We start from the raw sequence: 17,561 nt of genomic DNA, 5'->3' as shown, positions 1-17,561 counted from the left end.
CGCAACACGATCACCCTGGATGTTCACGTTTGAGTGGCACAGGAAGGAGATGTTATGAGTCAGACTGTTGACAAAGTAGAGCCTGGATATTCGTTATTTAAGCAAGACGAATATCAGGACATGATGGCCAATAAACGGGCCAAATACGAAGAAGGCTATGATGATGCAAAAATCAAAGAAGTCTTCGACTGGACAACGACCGAAGAGTACAAAGAGTTAAACTTCGAACGTAAAAACTTAACCATTAACCCGGCAAAAGCATGTCAGCCTTTGGGCTCTGTATTGTGTGCTCTGGGTTTTGAAAACACCCTGCCGTATGTGCACGGTTCACAAGGGTGCGTCGCTTATTTCCGCACCTATTTTAACCGTCACTTTAAAGAGCCTGTAGCCTGCGTTTCTGACTCTATGACAGAAGACGCTGCAGTATTCGGCGGGCAAAAGAATATGTTCGACGGTCTGGAAAATGCGACTGCGTTATACAAGCCGGAAGTCATTGCGGTTTCTACAACCTGTATGGCTGAGGTTATCGGTGATGACCTGAACGCCTTCATCGGCAACGCCAAGAAGGAAGGTTACATCCCTGAAGACATGCCTGTGCCATTCGCGCACACCCCTAGTTTTGTGGGCAGCCACACAACCGGTTGGGACAACATGTTTGAGGGTATGGCTCGCTACTTCACCATCAATGAGATGGAAGACAAAGAAGTAGGCAGCAACGGCAAGATCAACCTGGTACCGGGTTTCGAAACTTACCTGGGTAACTACCGCGTTATGCACCGCATGATGCAGGAGTTCGATACCGGCTACAGCCTGTTGTGTGACCCGACGGAAGTTCTGGATACTCCGGCAGACGGCCAATACCGTATGTACGCGGGTGGTACGCCGATTTCTGAAATGAAAGACGCTCCAAATGCTAAAACCACTATCTTGCTGCAACCGGATCAACTGGTTAAAACCAAGAAGTATGTGGAAGGCACCTGGAACCATGAAGTTCCGACACTCAACATCCCTATGGGTCTGGATTGGACTGACGATTTCGTCATGAAGATTGCTGAGCTTTCCGGTAAAGAAGTTCCTGCTTCTCTGGAAAAAGAGCGCGGCCGTCTGGTAGACATGATGACCGACTCCCATACCTGGTTGCACGGTGTTAGCTTCTCTATCTACGGTGATCCTGACTACCTGTTCGGTCTAACCAAGTTCTTACAGGAACTGGGCTGCGAAGTTAAACATATTCTTTGTAACAACGGCACCAAGCGTTGGAAAAAGAAAATGGAAAAACTTATTGCTGAAGCTCCGGGAACTGCAAACGCTGAAGTTCACTTCGGTAAAGACCTGTGGCACTTCCGCTCTCTGGTATTCACCAACAAGCCTGATTTCATGATTGGTAACTCTTATGCCAAGTTCATTCAGGCAGATACCAAAGCAAAAGGCGAAGAGTTTGAAGTACCGTTGATTCGTCTGGGCTTCCCGATTTTCGACCGCCATCACCTGCACCGTAACACCACCCTGGGTTACGAAGGCGGCATGATGATGTTAACAACCATTGTTAACGCGGTACTGGAAAAACTGGATGCCGATTCCATGAAACTGGGCAAAACCGACCTGACATTCGACCTGGTTCGATAACAGTCGGCTTTGCAAGCCAGTTAAGGGTCCGGGCTCTGCCCGGCCCCTGTTAATTCCAAAGGGGTCAGAGTCATTGGTTTTACTGACCATAGCATGGCCAAAATCAAAGACTATGACCCCTTTGAAATTAAAAAAACTACCATTGGAGGATACAAACACATGCCTAGCGTAATGATTAGAAAGGAAACCGAAACCGGTAACCTGACGCTGTACATCGCTAAAAAAGACCTGGAAGAAACTGTAACTTCCATTGAATTTGATTCTGAAGACCGCTGGGGTGGTCAGTTCGACTTAGCCGACGGCTCCAGCTATTACATTGATCCGCTGGATGCACCACCAAAGCTGCCGATCACATTAAGGGCAAAACGCGCTTAGGTGAAGCCCCGCAAGAACCCAGCTAACTAATTGCAGTTTTAACCTTCAGGAGAGGCACTATGACAGAAGCAATACAAGATTCTCTTGCTTTGCGGCTCGGCATGGCAGCCAAAGCTGTGCCACAACTCAGCCTGCAGCTATTCGTTCAAAACCTGGTAAAAGAACTGGGCGAGCCCTTGAACGAAAAGAAGCTGCGATCTCTGAGCCCTAAAAAGTTCTACCAGTTCATGATCGGATTAAATTCCGATATTGAACGCGGACAATCGAATCAGGCGCTGGCAATTCTGACCAGTGAGTCTATTTCATCGATGCAGGCTCCGGTGATTAGCGAAACCCCACCGTTAACCGGGCCGGTATTGAAAATTGCGGTGACCTCGAACAATGAAGAAATGATCGATGGCCACTTTGGCTCATGCCTGCGCATCTTAATTTACGAAGCCAATAGCGAACGCTTCCGTTTAACCGATGTGCGGGAAGTGGAAACCCAGGAAAGCGGCATGAACCGGACAGACTACCTGACTGATTTAATCCGCGATTGTCAGATTCTGGCAACACTTTCTATTGGTGGCCCGGCTGCCGCTAAAGTCACCAACGCCGATGTACACCCCATTAAACAGGCAACACCGGCACCGTCTGAAGAGTTCATGCAACGCGTATGCACCATGCTGGCAGGCACGCCACCGCCATGGATTAAAAAGATTCTGGAAAAACAAGCCTAAACCGGATACAGGATTAGTTATGACTCAGGCCCAAGCAATCAATACAGAAAACCTGACTCCGGCTGCGATTGAAGAATTTACCGCCCTGCTGAACGAAAAGGGCGCGAATGACTCAACCCTTGCCGAGATGAAAACCCAGTGGCCACAGTTCCGCTTCATTCTGTGCAGCGAGGACGATATGGGGGGTAAAGATCCCTACTGGGAAAACGATGATTATCAGTTGCATCTGATTGCTGCCAGCCTGGGCTGCGCCAGTCTGAGCCGCTCACCGGAAAGCTCTGTCGGGGTCATTATTGCCACCATAGAGCCGGATGATGACTGAATATACGCGCTGTTTTAACGTTTCCTCCGTTGCCGCTGGGCATGCTTCCCCTCTGCATCCACACAGCGGCCTTTTTGTTGCACACCGAAATTTCAAATTATTGACAAGATTAATTGACTGGAACGACATTAGTTTTTAACTTTATCCCTGCTCACAAGTCATAATGGGACGTTAAATGAAGATTCAATCTGTTTCTACTGCATTACTTGTAACTGCAATTGCCCTGGCGGCAACCGGCTGCTCCAAAAGCGAAGCCCCCGGATCTGTAGATGACCAAGTCAATGCATTGATAAAAAAAGAACAACAAGAAGTTGCAAAGAAACTGGAAGCAGCTCCGATTATAACCCCGCGCGAAGAACCCGAGGTTATTGCCAACGTCATTCCTGAGGTTAGCGTGAAGGCTTCTGCCTGTGCAAACCCGGTAAAATTGCAGATCACTGGCGCGTTTGATCAGGGTGAATACGATGAAGATCACAAGCCAGCCAATGTATTAGATAACGACTTCTCACCGGAATCACGCTGGTCATCTGAAGGGCAAGGCAAATGGCTGATGTTTGATCTGGGTATGCCTGCAGTAATCAATAATCTGGAAATTGCCTTCTATAAAGGTGATGCCCGCCAGGCGTTTTATGAAGTGGAAACATCCACCGATAGCGAACAATGGGTAAAAGTGCTCAAAAGCGGAACCAGCTCTGGCAATACACTGGGCATGCAAACCATTGAGATCGCAAAAACTGATGGCCGCTATGTACGCATTATTGGTAACGGCACCACGCAGAATGCCTGGAGTGCCTATACCGAAGTTGCCATTTACGGCTGCGCACTATAAGCAGTTGGCAAAGATGAGAGTCGCATGATGGATGCGACTCTTTGTTATTGCCGCTGAACCAACAGCGTCAGGCGTGCAGCGCACACCGCCCTGCCGCTGTCATCCACTGAATCTATCTGCCAAACCTGCACTCGGCTGCCGAGCTTTACCGGAACCGCAGTTGCAGTGACCCACCCCGCTTTTACCGCCGCAAGGTGATTGGCGTTGATATCCAGGCCAACACAATAGCTGTGTTCATCCACACACAGATTGCCAGCGATGCTTCCGGCCGTTTCGGCAAGCAGAACAGAGGCTCCGCCGTGCAACAGCCCAAAGGGTTGCCGGGTGCGATGATCTACCGGCATACGCGCCACCAGGCTTGTGTCGGTCACGGCAGTCACCTCAATACCCAACTGAGCAACAGCCGTATTGGCATTCATCTTATTGATTAGCTGCAAATCAACTGACTTCTTCCAGATCATTCCTGGTCACCATCTCTGTTATAAGCGGTCGCGAGACCTTCAACTGCCCCGTTTGAGGTAGCAGGTAATATTGCACCGGCCGTTCATGCGGCATTAGCTGTTGCGCGAAGAGGCTGAGGGTTTGGCAGCTCACCTTACTGGTTGCTGGAATACACAACACGCAGCGCTGCCCCCATTCATCATCGTGCCGACCAACGACCACACATTGAGAAAACTTAAATTCATCTATAAAGCGCTGTTCAATGGCCTCTGGCTGCACATTCTCACCACCGCTGATAAAGGTATTGTCTTTGCGGCCTGTAAACAAGAACCGGTTGCCCTGCCAGCTGGCAAGGTCACCCGTCGCAAAGCCGCGTGTCGTTAGCGGACGACGCAACTGAAAGGGGTCGCCATAGCCGGTAAACAGGCTGATCCCGTTCACGTAGAGTTCGCCACCCACTACCGTCACTTCGGCATGAGGCAACAGCTGCCAGTAATCGTCAGCGGTTTCGGTGATCACCTGCGAGGCCATTTCACTTAAACCGTAACTGCGGTGTATGCGCCAGCCTTGTTTGCGCGCGCGCTGCAGTAGGCTTTCTGGGATTGGTGCACCGCCCAGCAAAACGGCGAGCTGCCCCGGTGCGACGCCCTGCTCCAGCAACCGGTACAGTTGCGTAGGCACCAGTGACAGTCGGCTTATGCCCTGTACTTTTAATGCCTCAAGGCTATCTGCCGGGCCGCTAAAGACGAGCTGGCTCGCGGCTGTCAATGCACGGAAAACCGTACCTAAACCACCCACATGGTGCAGCGGCAACGACACCAATGAGCGATCACTTACACTCAACGGCAACAGCTGATTGCAGGCGTTGGCGCTCTCAATAAAATTTTGCACCCTATGCCAAATTGCCTTCGGCTGGCCGGTAGAACCAGAGCTGAACGTTGCCAGCATGGGCTCTGGCAAACAGTGGGCATGCGCCGGGCGCAGTCGCGTCAGTCGCTCGGCTGCGACATCAAAACGCACGCTCACCCAATCCGGCAGCCGTTGCTTTGCCTGATGCACCACCACCGGAATACCCAGATTTATCGCCGCCAGTAGCGCCTTCCAATCGCTCAGCGATTTACCCACCTGCAGCGCAAGAATATCCTGCTGAGTTACGCATGCAGACATCAAAAGGTGCTGCTGACGTTCCATCTGCGCTAAAAAATCACCACCGCTGAGGCCTCGGTCAGCATCAAAAACAACCTCTCCGGCCTGAGCTAATCGGGCCAGATAAGGGCCCAATACACTTACCATAGCGGTTGCCAATGCAGCAACTGGGTTACTGGCCGCAAAGCCTGCTCAGGCCCTGTTTGTAACTGCGTTTGCAGGTAGGCCTCCGTATTCAAGCCATGATAACCGTTGGGTGCCCATTGCCGTGCCAGGCGTTTAAGGTGGCTTAGTCCAAGCGGGCTTTCAAAGCTGCTGCTGACGGTGAGCCCAGTTTGATGCTGTGCGGTAAAACTCAGGCAACTGAGCGTCTTGGCCTTGCCAAGCAGCGTGGGTTTAATCACCAACGCCTTTAAACCGGGGTGATACTGCGGCAGACCGCTGTGCAGCGACTCATCCAGCGCATAGCCGTAAGGGCAAATCCGCTGCCAGTCACTGTAGCCAAGCCCAGGTAACAAAGGCTCTTCAATGTAATCGATGGCGGCACTATCACCCAGCGCTTGGGTAAGCTGTGCGAGGTCGGTGTAGCTCCAGCTTTGGTTGGCATCCAGCCGAATTCGCTGACCGGGCCGAAGCGTGACCAGTAGTGTTTTAAGCCGCTCGATTTCTTGCAGCAATGGCTGAACACCCACCTTAACTTTGACTACATCAGATGGCTCGCCGGCGATAGACTCCCCGCTCAACAACAGCTGATTACTGCGCACCGGCCCGATACCTTCCGGCAATTGTGCCAGCCACAAAGCAGACGAGACCGAAGCAGGAATGCCCGGCAGTGCGGCCAACTCAGTCAAACAACGCTGTTGATTGGCAAGTAAAAAAGCCTCTGCCTGCATAAGCGTCTCTTGCGACCACCCCGGCAGTGGCGCAACCTCGTGCCAACAAATAGACCCTTGCTGCTCACTGCGAATGAACAGCAGGCTGCGAACGGCAACAGAGCCACGCTTTAATTGCAGCGGCTTTTTAAAGGCGATATCACCACGCCACGCCGTCCAGATTATCATCAGGGCTTACGCACAAACTTTTTGAAATCGGGATGCCGCTTTTGCAAATAGGCATCGCGCCCTTCCTGGCCTTCTTCCGTCATGTAGAACATCATAGTGGCATTGCCCGCCAGCTCCTGAATGCCCGACTGACCATCAAGACCGGCATTAAAGGCAGATTTCAGCGTGCGCAGCGCCAGTGGTGAGTGCTTTAGAATATCACGCGCCCAGTTGACGGTTTCTTGTTCCAATTGCTCAAGCGCCACGACCGTATTCACCAGGCCCATATCGAGTGCCTGTCGGGCATCGTACTGACGGCACAGCAACCAAATTTCCCGCGCCTTCTTCTGGCCGACGACACTGGCCATGTAGCTGGCGCCAAAACCACCATCAAATGAACCGACCTTAGGTCCGGTCTGACCAAAGCGGGCATTCTCGGCAGCGATGGTCAAATCGCATACCAGATGCAGCACATGACCACCGCCAATGGCATAACCTGCCACCATTGCAATAATCGGCTTAGGGCAGGAACGGATGTCTTTTTGCAGATCGAGCACGTTCAAGTGATGTACGCCTTCATCATCCTGATAACCCGCATCACCACGAACGCGCTGATCACCACCGGAGCAAAATGCCATATTACCCTGACCGGTAAAGATCACCACACCGATGTCTGCATCGAAACGCGCATCGGCCAGTGCATGAATCATCTCTTTCACGGTTTTCGGACGGAAAGCATTGCGTACTTCAGGCCGGTTAATGGTAATTTTCGCGATACCTTCGGCCTTGTGGTAAAGAATATCGCTGTAGGGCTCAGAGCAATCCGCCCATTCGGTACCCGGTATTATAGTGCTATGGCCAGGGTGGCCCGGAGCATATTGAGTCATCGATCGTTATTTCCTGTGTTGAACCGTGTTGCCAGGGCATCGGCCAGCGCCGCGGGCTTTTCCCAATGGGCCATATGACCACAGTCGGCAATACGGATGAGTTGATGTTCACAGCAATACTGCTGCGCTAGGGTTAAAAACTTTTCGTCGAGCTCTCCGGCAACATAACTCAGCCGCGGCTCTGCCCGCCAGCTATCGCCCAGCAGTGGCTGATGAGCAAGGCTCGCCGACTGTAAAATCTGCGCGTACGCCACTCCGCTGCGCTGCAGTTTGTTGGCAATCTGCCGGGCTTTTTGCTGCCCGGAAAGCGACGCAAACACCGGTTGCTGATACCAGCGCTGCAGCACATCGCACAGCGGCTGAGAAGCAAAGGCCTGTACCCAGCGGGCATCGTGCTGCGCCCGTTGCAGTCGTGCCTGTGCTTCGGCGAGCCCTGGGTGGCTGCCTGCAATCACCAGCGCCTGGCAACGCTGCTGAAAATCGTCATAGCGCCACCAAAAGGAGGCTATTCGCCCGCCCATGCTGTAGGCATACAGCGAGAACTGCGCAGGCAGCTGCGCCCGAAAATGCTGCCAGGCCAATTGCGCGTAATGCTCAAAACTTACCGGCGCGTCAACCTCCGGCCACTGCCAGAATACGGGGGCGGGCAACCCCATCGCTTCAGCCAAGTGGTTAAAATCATGGCTGTTGCCCATAAAGCCAGGCAAAAAGAACCATGGCTTCATGTTGGCCTGCACTGCAATGCCCGGTGATGACGAATAAACGCATCGCGTGGTAACAGCACTTCAATCACGGTTGCGCCGGCCCTGCGGCAAGCCTTCTGATACGCCTCTGCGAGCTGCTCTGTGGCCGCAACCTGCTCGCTCGTAAGCCCCATCGCAGCGGCAATGGCCGCCAGAGAAATTCCATGCGGCTGCTCAAAACCCTGCTCAAATACATCCTTTTGCTGCCGCGCGGGCAACATGGAAAATATCTGCCCACCATCATTATTGAGCACAATCAGCACCAGTGTTTGACCGGCCTGCTTCAGCCAATACAGGCTGTTTAAATCATGCAGCGCCGACAGGTCGCCCACAATGACGGTCAGCGGCTGGCCTCGCGCAAGCTGCAAACCGGCGGCGGTTGCCAGCAGTCCATCTATGCCACTGGCACCGCGATTACTGAAAACTTCGGGGTACCGTTCCCGGCACTCCGCTGTGCGCTCGTATAACCGAATGGTCAGGCTGTTACCCAAAAACAACAGGTGCTCTGCCGGAATCAACCCAGATAGCAAATGCAAGCAATGGTATTCGGAATATTGCCTCTGCCATTGTTCAGCCAAATGACCTGCAATATCGACACTGCGCGCAATCAACTGTTGTTGCAGCGTCGTGGTGGCCATTCCCGCCTGTTTAAACGCCAAAGGCCAGTGCGCTGCCGGGATCCTCCGGCACTGCGCCAGCCCGGTCGGGTCCAGCAGCTGATCGTGCTCGTTAATAAGCCAATAGCACCCCGGATACTGAGCTAAAAACTGGTTCACCGGCTTGTTGACCAAACGCCCGCCAAACTGCAGTACCGTTTTGAACTGGTTCAGCAGCGGCTGTTCAGTGGTGCATAGCTCGTAACTGTTGGCCAAAACCCGCGGATGCTGTAGCTGTCGCAGCTGACTGGTAATATCTGCTATCACCACCGCCTGCAGCGCTTCAGCCAGCTTCAGTACCTGCTGTGCCTGAGCAATATTGAGGCTGCCAGCGATAATCAGGCACTCGCCGTGAACATCAATAATGTTTGCAGGCCTCACCAGTTTCGCCGGAGCAGGCGCAGTGCTCACCGGCACAGCGCGCAGTGGCAGGCGGCTATCCGGGTACAGTGGCTCGGCAAAGGGGACATTCAGGTGTACCGGCCCGGGCTGTTGCCGCATGGAGCCATGCAGATGGCGGCTGAGCTGAAGACCGGCCGCTGCCAATGGCCCATCTGGCAGCGGTAAAGAACACTCAAAAGCAACAAAGTGGCTGAAGATGCCCGGCTGATGAATAGCCTGATTAGCACCAACACCAATCAGATACGCTGGCCGGTCGGCAGTCAACGCCACCAGCGGCAGTTGCAATTGCTGCGCTTCCACCATGGCCGGTAACAGGTTGGCCACGGCACTGCCGGAAGAGGTCACAGTCACCGCTGGCAAGCCGCTGGCCTTAACCACCCCTAATGCCGCAAAGGCTAGGCTGCGCTCATCGAAACCGGTATGGCAATAGACATCTGGCAGAACCTCTGCGAGCCGCAGCAACACCAGTGTAAGTGGCGCTGAACGTGAGCCCGGCGCAATAAAGAAGTGCTGCGCTCCACAGCCACGCAGCGCGCACACAATCTGCTCGGCCCAGTAATAGTTTTGTTCTGCCAGGGTCATGTTTATGAATCGGTTTCCGGTTTTTATTCGCCGCTGCTGGTCTGCCGCGAAGGAGATGAAGCGCACTCGCCTAAATGCGCCAGAGGTTAGCGGATTCAGCTGTTTTTGTTAAGACTGCCGAAACAGTATAACGCTATGAGATCAAGGCAACAGAGCCTCTACCGAACCTGCGCCCTGTGCACGCTGCGACATTCTGATGCTTCATGGTAAAATAAGCAGCCTCTGCTCACCCGAGCAGCTACAAGGCAGATGTCAGCAACCCTCAAACCGGAACGACCTTCATGGCAGAACAGACCATTAGCACTGCGCGAATGTGCCAACATATCCGCGATTGGCCGAGTGCTGACAGTCCATTCTTTTTTTCCAACAGCTCGGTATCTATGCTGGCTTGCGGAGCACGCAGCCGTTTTCAGCAATCCCTGAGCCGACCCCGTCTGGCCGCTACGGTAAACAACTGGCTGCAGGCACAGCGGCATGACAGACACGATAACCCAATCGCTTTTGGTGTGATTCCATTCAATGAAAGTACACCAGCACGCTTTGTTTTACCGCAGCACACTCTGATCAGCGAGCCCTTAACACCACCGATTGCACCTGATTTTTGGCCAGAAAACCCGCTTCTTTCCGTCACTTCACTGCCTGATGCGGAAAGCTTTAAACATTCAGTGAAAAGTGCCATTGCACAGATGCAAAGCGGTACGCTGCAAAAGGTGGTGCTGGCGCGAGCACTGACGCTTGGTTTTACTAACCCGCTCCAACCCGAGCAACTGCTACTCACGCTGATTCAGAAGAACCCGTCAGCCTTCAATTTCTGTGCACCGCTGAGCGATGTACAAGGCCAGGGCAAATGGCTGCTCGGCTCCAGCCCGGAGCTGCTAATTCGCAAACAGGCGGATCACTTCAGTGCGAACCCCCTGGCAGGCTCCCGAAAGCGGGCCAGTTACAGCGAGCAAAATCGTGAGCTGGAAGCAACACTGCTGAACAGCCCCAAAGACCGGCATGAGCACGCTATCGTCGTCGCAGCCATGCAGCAGGCGTTGCGGCCTTTCGCCCGTCGCATCACGGTACCCCGGTCACCCTCGGTGATCAGCACAGGCACCATGCTGCACCTGTCTACCCTTATAGAGGGCACACTGACAGGCGACCATCATGTACTGGAATTGGCTGCAGCGCTGCACCCTACACCCGCGGTTTGCGGCCAGCCACTAGCCGCTGCTCATCAATACATTCAGTTAAGCGAGCCTTTCAGCCGCGGCTACTTTACCGGGCTGGTGGGATGGTGCGATGCGCAGGGCAATGGCGAATGGGCAATCGCTATCCGCTGCGCGGAAATGCACGGCCAGTCACTGACCGCCTGTGCCGGAGCCGGCATTGTTGCCAGCTCTCAGGCAAATGAAGAGCTCACGGAAATCTCCGATAAGCTTTCGACTATTTTGCAGGCCGCCGGTGTTTCGCCGCAGGCATTGAATTTCGCTGGCCGCTGTGCGGCACAAAAAGCCACGGTCAACGGCTGACAAGCAGTTTTCGGTTAAGCGAGCTTGTGCAAAATCTTCGCTATTATTTGCTGTTAACAGTAGCGGCGCTGCGCTTCCAACACCAAGCCGGCCCCCACACTATTAAACAGATCACCGGCAACCAGGTTGGCATTCGGGAAGGTTTCACGAACCCGCTTCTGCACCACTGGTAAAGCAGTAGAACCGCCCGTGGTAAACAGCGTGGTTACCTGCTGTTTTTTCAGTCCGGCAAGGGTTAACGACTCTTCTGCAGCCTGAATGACTCTTTCAACATCGCTGTGTACGGCCTGTTCCAGGTTTAGCTGAGTAACCGGCAGGTGCGCAAGCCCGGCACTGGCAGATTCAATAAAACCCAAGTCAATAAAGTAATCCGGTGAATCTGAAAGCTCTATTTTGGCATGCTCAACCAGCCCTGCCAGGCGGTGCCCTTGCTTATTCTTCAACACGTCGGCCATGCGTTTCAGTGCCAGCGAATCTTTTGCCTGCAAAGTCAGCTCGGCAATATCACGCAGCACCTTGGGTTCGTACAGGCGATGGATCACATGCCAGGTGGCCAAATCGACATAATAATGTCGTGGCATCGTCAGGTTGGGCTTATCTTTGTAAGGCGTGCCCAGGCCCAGATGAGGCATAACCGTTTGCAGGCTCAGGTGACGGTCGAAGTCAGTACCACCAATGTGAATGCCGTGATGGCCGAGAATATCTGCCGTCCGATCCGCCTTGCCCCGCTGCTCCGGGCTTAAACGCATCAGCGTGAAGTCAGATGTACCACCGCCCATATCAATAATCAGCGCCAGTTCTTCACCGCGGATCTGCTGCTCGTAATCGTATGCGGCGGCGATGGGCTCAAACTGGAACGAAACATCCTTAAAGCCGATGGATTTGGCAATGGCCGCCAGGCGGGATTCTGCTTCCGCATCGAGCGCCGCATCATCATCGTTGAAATGTACCGGGCGACCCAACACCACGGAGCTCACTTCATAGCCGGCGAAAGCTTCTGTGCGCTCTTTCAGGCTCTGTATGAAAAACCGGATGATGTCATCAAAGCTGTACATCGTCGCCTTCACCTGAGTGCCTTCGGCCATGTTGGACGAACCCAGAATATTCTTCATGGAGCGCATCAGCCGGCCGAAATCGCCATCGGTATACTGTGCAATGGCTTCGCGACCGAAGCTGATGGTGTCGTCTTCAAAATCAAAAAACAGCGCACTGGGCAGCGTGGTTTCCATCTGCCCGCTCAGCGGATTTTGCTCCAGCGGCACCATTTGCACGTTGCTGTCATTTAGCAGCGATACCGTTGAATTTGATGTGCCGAAATCCAGACCACAAATGGACATAATTTAACCACCCTGCGAAAAAAGCCGGCGATCATACGCTGACTGACCGGCAATTTCAAAACCCGCCATGATGAGCCTGATTTGTCGGCATGCGACAAGACATTAGCACCGTCTTTGTCGCATTCACTACAAAGCAAACCCCTAAAAATCAATAACTTAGCCTTGGCAAGCGCATTGCATCAGCCAATTCGAATACTTTTCAGGTAATTGGCAATGAAACAGAGCGACATTCGTGAACTGATGGACGAACCGGCATGCGACCACAACAAGGGCGAGAAAAGCGGTTGTGCGCGACCGGTCCCGGGTAATACGGCCGGCGGCTGCAGTTTCGACGGTGCGCAAATCTCGCTGCTGCCCATTGCCAATGTTGCCCATATTGTTCACGGCCCTATTGCTTGCGCCGGCAACAGCTGGAACAACCGAGGTACCCGTGCTCACGGTGATAATCTGTTTCGTCATGGCTTCACTACCGACCTCAATGAGCAGGATGTCATCATGGGCCGCGCCGAAAAGCGCCTGCTGCACTCCATCAAACAGGTAGTCGAGCAATACGACCCTCCGGCAGTATTTGTCTACATGACCTGTGTGCCGGCACTGGAAGGTAACGATGTCGATGCCATCTGCAAATTGGCCGAAGAAAAATGGCATCGCCCGGTCATTTCTGTCGATGCCGCTGGCTTCTATGGCAGTAAAAACCTCGGTAACCGCATCGCCGGCGAAGTGATGGTTGATAAGGTGGTCGGCACTGCTGAACCACCGCAAAAGCCAATGATGCTGCACCGACCTGCTCAGCCTGTTCACGATATTGTACTGATTGGCGAATACAACATTGCCGGCGAATACTGGCATGTCGCACCACTGTTTGCCGAACTCGGCTACCGGTTGCTGTCTTGCCTGGCCGGAGACACCCAGTTCCACGAGATTCAAACCATGCACCGCGCCGATGCCGCCATGGTGGTTTGCTCGCGCGCGCAGATAAACGTGGCCCGTAAACTCCAGGAAGGCTGGGATATCCCCTGGTTTGAAGGCAGCTTTTACGGCATTGAAGACACCAGCAAGGCTCTGCGCCAGTTTGCCGGCTTTATGAGTGACCCGATTCTCAGCCAGCAAACTGAACAGCTGATTCAGCGCGAAGAAGAGCGCGTACGCGAAGCACTTAAGCCGTACAAAGAACGCCTGCAAGGTAAAAAAGCCCTGCTCTATACCGGTGGCGTAAAATCCTGGTCAGTGGTCAGCGCATTAAATGAGTTGGGTATTGAAGTCGTAGCAACCGGCACCAAGAAATCCACCGAAGCCGACAAGGCCCGCATTAAAGAAATTATGGGTGAAGATGCCCACATGATGGAAAGTGGCGGCGCAACCAACCTGCTGAAGGTTGCACGCATGAACAACGCCGACATCCTCATTGCCGGCGGCCGCAACATGTACACCGCGGTTAAAGCCAAACTGCCCTTCCTGGATATCAATCAGGAACGCCACCATGCCTATGCCGGCTACGAAGGCATGATCACGCTCGCTAAAGAGCTGTGCCGTACACTGGAAAGCCCGGTTTGGTCGCTGGCACGCAAAGCAGCCCCCTGGCATGAAACGCCCAAACCGGCAGAAACCCAGCCAGTCGCCACAACCGAAATTAAAACAGGAGCGCTGTAACCATGGCTCAACTACTCCGCAATAAAAAACCTCTGGCCGACCGCCCACTGAAAACCAGTCAGGCCACCGGTGCCAGCCTTGCCAGTATGGGTATTGAGGGCTGCATTCCACTGATGCATGGCTCGCAAGGGTGCGGCGCCTTTGCCAAGGTGTTCCTGATTCAGCACTTCCGTGAGCCGATGCCCATTCAGAATACGGCGGTAGACCAGATAGCGGCCGTGATGGGTGCAGATGACAACATCGCTCAGGCACTGCAATTGTTGTGTGAAAAACACAACCCGCAAGCCATTACCCTGATGTCGACCGGTTTGACGGAACTTCAGGGTTGCGATTTAGAGCGCAACGTCCGCGATTTCTACAAGGCCTACCCGGAGTTTTCACACGTTAAAATTATTACCGTTTCCAGCCCTGACTTTATCGGCTCGCTGCAATCCGGCTTTGCTGCAACGGTCGATGCCTACGTAAAAACCCTGAACAAAACCCAGCCGGTGGGTGAGAAAGTTGCCAATCAGATTAACGTTCTCTGCTCTTCTGCGTTGACCACAGCGGATGTCGAAATACTTAAGGGCTATACCGAATCGTTCGGCCTTGAAGCCATTTTCGTACCCGATCTTTCGAGCTCTCTCGATGGACACCTGGAAGAGGATGACTTCAGCCCGACCAGTACCGGCGGTTGCCACGTTGCAGATATTTCCGCCATGTACAAAAGTGCCGCAACGTTCGTAATAGGCGAGAGCCTGTTTAAAACCGGCACCTGGCTGGAGCAGCAGTTCAACATTCCTTGCTTCAAGTTTGCTCACCTGATGGGCCTTGAAGCGACGGACGAATTTATCTTTCAGTTGGCACAGCTGACACAGAAGCCCGTGGCACCCTTTATTAATCGCGCCCGACAGCGCTTGCAGGATTCACTGCTGGACACTCACTTCGTGCTATCCACCACCAACACGGCACTGGCACTGGAATCTGATTTGCTTTTAGGTTTCGACGCGCTGCTGCAGGAAGCAGGCAGCTTCGTCAAACTTGGGGTTACCGCGACGCCCAGCGCATACCTGAAAAAAGCCCATGCAGAAACAATCGTTGTTGGCGACCATTCAGATTTAGATGACGTTGTCGGTGAAACCGATTTTCTGATCGGCAACACCCATTGTGCCGAATTTTTTGCAGACAAAGTTCCGGTACTGCGTGCCGGTTTGCCCAGCCATGACCGCTTCGGCGCTGCGCACCAGCAACAGGTCGGTTATCAGGGCGCGCGCGCCCTGCTCAGTACGCTGGGCAACCTGATGCTGGATAACCACCACGACGAGGTTAAACCGTTTTACAGCCCGTACCGTTTCAGGCCAGAAGAAGTTATACCGGTTAAATAACCGGTATTGCGGGAGATAAATGCTATGAACATTCAACAACCAGACAGATCACTGCAGCTAGTGGATGCCATTGACGAAACTGAAGTCAGCGGGCGAATTGCCGTTGCCACCAGCGACCGGCTTTATGTGAATGAACATTTCGGTACTGCAACTAACTTTCTGATTTTTGCGCTCATCAAGAATGAATGGCATTTGCAGAAGGCTATTGAATACCCGGCAACCGACCGTAAGCACAGCCAGAACAAACTGATCAGCCGCATAAACGCCTTAGCGGGCTGCAATGCGGTGTACAGCAATGCTGTTGGCCCTTCAGCAGTGCAGCAACTGCTGCAGAAGAAAATACAACCGATCATCGTAGAGAGCGACACCAACATTAAGCAATTGCTGGCCGCTATAAATCAGGATCGAAAGACAGCTCGTACCGGCTGGCTGAGCCAACTTAATAAAACAAAATCTCAACTGTCCGATAAGCGAGAGAAAATGCTCGAGCTTTTGGATGAAGATTGGGAATAACCAAGCAAACTACAAAAAACAGGACTGAAACAACGATGACGACTCAATCACTCACCCGCTCCGGCACACCCTGGGAACCGGAATTTGTTACCGATATTAATCAGCAAACCTGTATTGGCTGCGGCCGATGCTACAAAGTTTGCCCACGCGATGTATTTGATCTGGTTGAGCGTGAAATAGATGAAGACGACGACATGTACGATGATCTGGAAGACGATGTGGTCATGGTTATGGAATTAAAAGACGAAGGCGATTGCATCGGTTGCGGCTCGTGCTCGCGCGTTTGCCCGAAGAATTGCCATACGCACACCAAGGCGAGTGAGCTGGCCGCCTAAACACCGGGGTAAGCTGGCCTGGAATGCCTGTACACACTTCGTGTAACATCCATTCCCCGCCAGTTTTACCTGAGTGCCGGCACCCGTATCGCCTTATTAAGAAGACAACAGAGACAGGAAAGACCTATGGCTTCAGTCAGTGCAACCATTATTGAAAACAGCAACAACCAGGTAAAACTCTCTGCGACACGCAGCGGTGGTTGTGCCAATTGCGCTCAAAAAGACAGCTGCGCGGTGTTATGGCAACCTACTGAAAGCAATGACCCTATTACAGTCAAAGCAGATGGACACCAGGCGGTAGGAGACAAGGTTACCCTGCAGTGCAGCGAACAGGCATTGCTTGGCTACATTGCCGCGCTGTTTTTACCGACCCTGCTGTTGCTATTGCTTGCCACCCTGCTTACCGAAGCAGCACTGCCTGGCCTGCCGTTGGTTTTGAAAGTCGCGTTGAATGCGGTTATCCCGGTCGCACTGGGTTACAAGGTCAGCGGCAACCTGTTGCAAAAGCATGAAGGGAAGTTTCTGGCGGCAACCAAAATCTTAAACTGAACGTTAAAGACGGCAAGAACAAGACGAATATTCAACAGCCAACCTGACAGCCATAGTGATTCAAATGATGCCAGGCTGGAATTCAAAAACGAATTAAGCTTTTTTCAGTGCCTTTTTCAGTTTTTTGATTTTGCTTTCCTGCTTAGCAACTTTGGTTTTACGGGCTTTAATTTCTTTTTTCAGTGCTTTCACTTTCTTAGAAGCCATGTTGTTTCTCCATTTTCGCTTTCAGCGATTTAAATTTCCCAGCTAACGACTGACACCGCTGGCCGGTTACTTACTCTGAGTTTTCTTTAATGAAACCCCGAATAAATTTTCGAACTTCTCTTGCTGCGCTGGTATCCAGATCTTCACACAGAGAAACAAAAGCATCTCGCTCTGCTCCGCTGATACGAATAATCAGCTGGCTGTCCTTCTTATTTGCCTTCTTAGCCTTGCCGAATTCATAAACTAAGTGCGACACACATTCAAAAAATGGAGGTGACCTGCAATACTCCGTCTTTTTCGCTCCCGGCAAGAAGTGAATTAGAC

The 17,561-nt window shown here is 52.8% G+C and carries 19 protein-coding genes; 11 read left to right on the top strand and 8 right to left on the bottom strand.

The features are described 5' to 3' along the window. Nucleotides 1–54: 54 nt before the first annotated feature. The 5 genes from nifK to BCF53_RS13460 all read left to right on the top strand — a co-directional run bounded on the left by nifK (nucleotide 55) and on the right by BCF53_RS13460 (nucleotide 3,871). Nucleotides 55–1,626, top strand: coding sequence for a nitrogenase molybdenum-iron protein subunit beta (gene nifK, locus BCF53_RS13480; protein ID WP_132702266.1), 1,572 nt, complete (start codon nucleotides 55–57; stop codon nucleotides 1,624–1,626). A gap of 159 nt (nucleotides 1,627–1,785) precedes the next feature. Beyond that, nucleotides 1,786–2,001 carry a putative nitrogen fixation protein NifT gene (gene nifT / locus BCF53_RS13475; protein WP_132702265.1) on the top strand — a complete coding sequence of 72 codons (216 nt, stop codon included), beginning with the start codon at nucleotides 1,786–1,788 and terminating at the stop codon, nucleotides 1,999–2,001. A 59-nt stretch (nucleotides 2,002–2,060) separates the two neighbouring features. Next, the gene (locus BCF53_RS13470) at nucleotides 2,061–2,720 is read left to right on the top strand and encodes a NifB/NifX family molybdenum-iron cluster-binding protein (RefSeq protein WP_132702264.1); all 660 of its coding nucleotides are present in this window, start codon (nucleotides 2,061–2,063) and stop codon (nucleotides 2,718–2,720) included. Nucleotides 2,721–2,739: 19 nt separating this feature from the next. Beyond that, complete coding sequence (locus tag BCF53_RS13465; protein WP_132702263.1) at nucleotides 2,740–3,042, top strand: hypothetical protein; 303 nt, start codon at nucleotides 2,740–2,742, stop codon at nucleotides 3,040–3,042. A 175-nt stretch (nucleotides 3,043–3,217) separates the two neighbouring features. Continuing rightward, nucleotides 3,218–3,871 (top strand): discoidin domain-containing protein, encoded by a 654-nt coding sequence (locus BCF53_RS13460; RefSeq protein WP_132702262.1) that lies wholly within the window; start codon nucleotides 3,218–3,220, stop codon nucleotides 3,869–3,871. A gap of 44 nt (nucleotides 3,872–3,915) precedes the next feature. Here the strand turns inward: BCF53_RS13460 and BCF53_RS13455 are convergent, their stop codons facing one another. From BCF53_RS13455 to menD, 6 genes are read right to left on the bottom strand one after another with little or no spacing between them, the layout of a single operon-like run. Continuing rightward, entirely contained in the window at nucleotides 3,916–4,332 is a 417-nt protein-coding gene (locus BCF53_RS13455; RefSeq protein ID WP_132702261.1) for a hotdog fold thioesterase, read from the bottom strand. Next, nucleotides 4,310–5,605, bottom strand: coding sequence for an AMP-binding protein (locus BCF53_RS13450; protein WP_132702260.1), 1,296 nt, complete (start codon nucleotides 5,603–5,605; stop codon nucleotides 4,310–4,312). The genes BCF53_RS13455 and BCF53_RS13450 overlap by 23 nt, the downstream gene beginning before the upstream one ends. Then, nucleotides 5,599–6,519, bottom strand: a complete 921-nt coding sequence (locus BCF53_RS13445; protein ID WP_132702259.1) for an enolase C-terminal domain-like protein — start codon at nucleotides 6,517–6,519, stop codon at nucleotides 5,599–5,601. Before BCF53_RS13445 ends, BCF53_RS13450 begins: the two co-directional genes overlap by 7 nt. Beyond that, the gene (gene menB / locus BCF53_RS13440; protein ID WP_132702258.1) at nucleotides 6,519–7,385 is read right to left on the bottom strand and encodes a 1,4-dihydroxy-2-naphthoyl-CoA synthase; all 867 of its coding nucleotides are present in this window, start codon (nucleotides 7,383–7,385) and stop codon (nucleotides 6,519–6,521) included. Before menB ends, BCF53_RS13445 begins: the two co-directional genes overlap by 1 nt. Continuing rightward, nucleotides 7,382–8,110, bottom strand: coding sequence for an alpha/beta fold hydrolase (locus BCF53_RS13435; protein WP_132702257.1), 729 nt, complete (start codon nucleotides 8,108–8,110; stop codon nucleotides 7,382–7,384). The genes menB and BCF53_RS13435 overlap by 4 nt, the downstream gene beginning before the upstream one ends. Further along, complete coding sequence (gene menD / locus BCF53_RS13430; RefSeq protein WP_132702256.1) at nucleotides 8,107–9,768, bottom strand: 2-succinyl-5-enolpyruvyl-6-hydroxy-3-cyclohexene-1-carboxylic-acid synthase; 1,662 nt, start codon at nucleotides 9,766–9,768, stop codon at nucleotides 8,107–8,109. The genes BCF53_RS13435 and menD overlap by 4 nt, the downstream gene beginning before the upstream one ends. Nucleotides 9,769–10,049: 281 nt before the next feature. Here menD and BCF53_RS13425 point away from each other — a divergent pair, with 281 nt between their 5' ends. Then, nucleotides 10,050–11,282 (top strand): isochorismate synthase, encoded by a 1,233-nt coding sequence (locus BCF53_RS13425; RefSeq protein ID WP_132702255.1) that lies wholly within the window; start codon nucleotides 10,050–10,052, stop codon nucleotides 11,280–11,282. Between the two features lie 53 nt (nucleotides 11,283–11,335). Here the strand turns inward: BCF53_RS13425 and BCF53_RS13420 are convergent, their stop codons facing one another. Then, nucleotides 11,336–12,619, bottom strand: coding sequence for an Hsp70 family protein (locus tag BCF53_RS13420; protein WP_132702254.1), 1,284 nt, complete (start codon nucleotides 12,617–12,619; stop codon nucleotides 11,336–11,338). 213 nt (nucleotides 12,620–12,832) lie between these two features. Between BCF53_RS13420 and nifE the strand changes: the two genes are divergently transcribed. The 5 genes from nifE to BCF53_RS13395 all read left to right on the top strand — a co-directional run bounded on the left by nifE (nucleotide 12,833) and on the right by BCF53_RS13395 (nucleotide 17,030). Continuing rightward, on the top strand, nucleotides 12,833–14,269 hold the full coding sequence (gene nifE / locus BCF53_RS13415; protein ID WP_132702253.1) for a nitrogenase iron-molybdenum cofactor biosynthesis protein NifE: 1,437 nt from the start codon (nucleotides 12,833–12,835) through the stop codon (nucleotides 14,267–14,269). Between the two features lie 2 nt (nucleotides 14,270–14,271). Continuing rightward, nucleotides 14,272–15,633, top strand: coding sequence for a nitrogenase iron-molybdenum cofactor biosynthesis protein NifN (gene nifN / locus BCF53_RS13410; protein WP_132702252.1), 1,362 nt, complete (start codon nucleotides 14,272–14,274; stop codon nucleotides 15,631–15,633). A gap of 24 nt (nucleotides 15,634–15,657) precedes the next feature. Next, nucleotides 15,658–16,146: a NifB/NifX family molybdenum-iron cluster-binding protein gene (locus tag BCF53_RS13405; RefSeq protein ID WP_132702251.1), complete on the top strand. Its 489-nt coding sequence runs from the start codon at nucleotides 15,658–15,660 to the stop codon at nucleotides 16,144–16,146. 35 nt (nucleotides 16,147–16,181) lie between these two features. After that, nucleotides 16,182–16,481: a ferredoxin III, nif-specific gene (gene fdxB, locus BCF53_RS13400; RefSeq protein WP_132702250.1), complete on the top strand. Its 300-nt coding sequence runs from the start codon at nucleotides 16,182–16,184 to the stop codon at nucleotides 16,479–16,481. Between the two features lie 126 nt (nucleotides 16,482–16,607). Further along, nucleotides 16,608–17,030, top strand: coding sequence for a SoxR reducing system RseC family protein (locus BCF53_RS13395; RefSeq protein ID WP_132702249.1), 423 nt, complete (start codon nucleotides 16,608–16,610; stop codon nucleotides 17,028–17,030). Between the two features lie 277 nt (nucleotides 17,031–17,307). Here BCF53_RS13395 and BCF53_RS13390 read toward each other — a convergent pair. Further along, nucleotides 17,308–17,561, bottom strand: a 254-nt coding sequence (locus tag BCF53_RS13390; RefSeq protein ID WP_424511408.1) for a hypothetical protein, incomplete at its 5' end; no start/stop codon positions are given.

Source organism: Reinekea marinisedimentorum (assembly GCF_004341165.1).
GTDB classification, from domain to species: domain Bacteria; phylum Pseudomonadota; class Gammaproteobacteria; order Pseudomonadales; family Natronospirillaceae; genus Reinekea; species Reinekea marinisedimentorum.
This window is presented reverse-complemented; position numbering and strand designations above follow the sequence as displayed.

Coding starts and splice junctions, on each gene's coding strand:
- nifK (WP_132702266.1), top strand. CDS start 55: ATGAGTCAGACTGTTGACAAAGTAGAGCCTGGATATTCGTTATTTAAG.
- BCF53_RS13470 (WP_132702264.1), top strand. CDS start 2,061: ATGACAGAAGCAATACAAGATTCTCTTGCTTTGCGGCTCGGCATGGCA.
- nifE (WP_132702253.1), top strand. CDS start 12,833: ATGAAACAGAGCGACATTCGTGAACTGATGGACGAACCGGCATGCGAC.
- BCF53_RS13465 (WP_132702263.1), top strand. CDS start 2,740: ATGACTCAGGCCCAAGCAATCAATACAGAAAACCTGACTCCGGCTGCG.
- BCF53_RS13460 (WP_132702262.1), top strand. CDS start 3,218: ATGAAGATTCAATCTGTTTCTACTGCATTACTTGTAACTGCAATTGCC.
- BCF53_RS13395 (WP_132702249.1), top strand. CDS start 16,608: ATGGCTTCAGTCAGTGCAACCATTATTGAAAACAGCAACAACCAGGTA.
- BCF53_RS13435 (WP_132702257.1), bottom strand. CDS start 8,110: ATGAAGCCATGGTTCTTTTTGCCTGGCTTTATGGGCAACAGCCATGAT.
- BCF53_RS13425 (WP_132702255.1), top strand. CDS start 10,050: ATGGCAGAACAGACCATTAGCACTGCGCGAATGTGCCAACATATCCGC.
- menD (WP_132702256.1), bottom strand. CDS start 9,768: ATGACCCTGGCAGAACAAAACTATTACTGGGCCGAGCAGATTGTGTGC.
- nifN (WP_132702252.1), top strand. CDS start 14,272: ATGGCTCAACTACTCCGCAATAAAAAACCTCTGGCCGACCGCCCACTG.
- BCF53_RS13445 (WP_132702259.1), bottom strand. CDS start 6,519: ATGATAATCTGGACGGCGTGGCGTGGTGATATCGCCTTTAAAAAGCCG.
- BCF53_RS13450 (WP_132702260.1), bottom strand. CDS start 5,605: ATGGTAAGTGTATTGGGCCCTTATCTGGCCCGATTAGCTCAGGCCGGA.
- BCF53_RS13420 (WP_132702254.1), bottom strand. CDS start 12,619: ATGTCCATTTGTGGTCTGGATTTCGGCACATCAAATTCAACGGTATCG.
- nifT (WP_132702265.1), top strand. CDS start 1,786: ATGCCTAGCGTAATGATTAGAAAGGAAACCGAAACCGGTAACCTGACG.
- fdxB (WP_132702250.1), top strand. CDS start 16,182: ATGACGACTCAATCACTCACCCGCTCCGGCACACCCTGGGAACCGGAA.
- BCF53_RS13405 (WP_132702251.1), top strand. CDS start 15,658: ATGAACATTCAACAACCAGACAGATCACTGCAGCTAGTGGATGCCATT.
- menB (WP_132702258.1), bottom strand. CDS start 7,385: ATGACTCAATATGCTCCGGGCCACCCTGGCCATAGCACTATAATACCG.
- BCF53_RS13455 (WP_132702261.1), bottom strand. CDS start 4,332: ATGATCTGGAAGAAGTCAGTTGATTTGCAGCTAATCAATAAGATGAAT.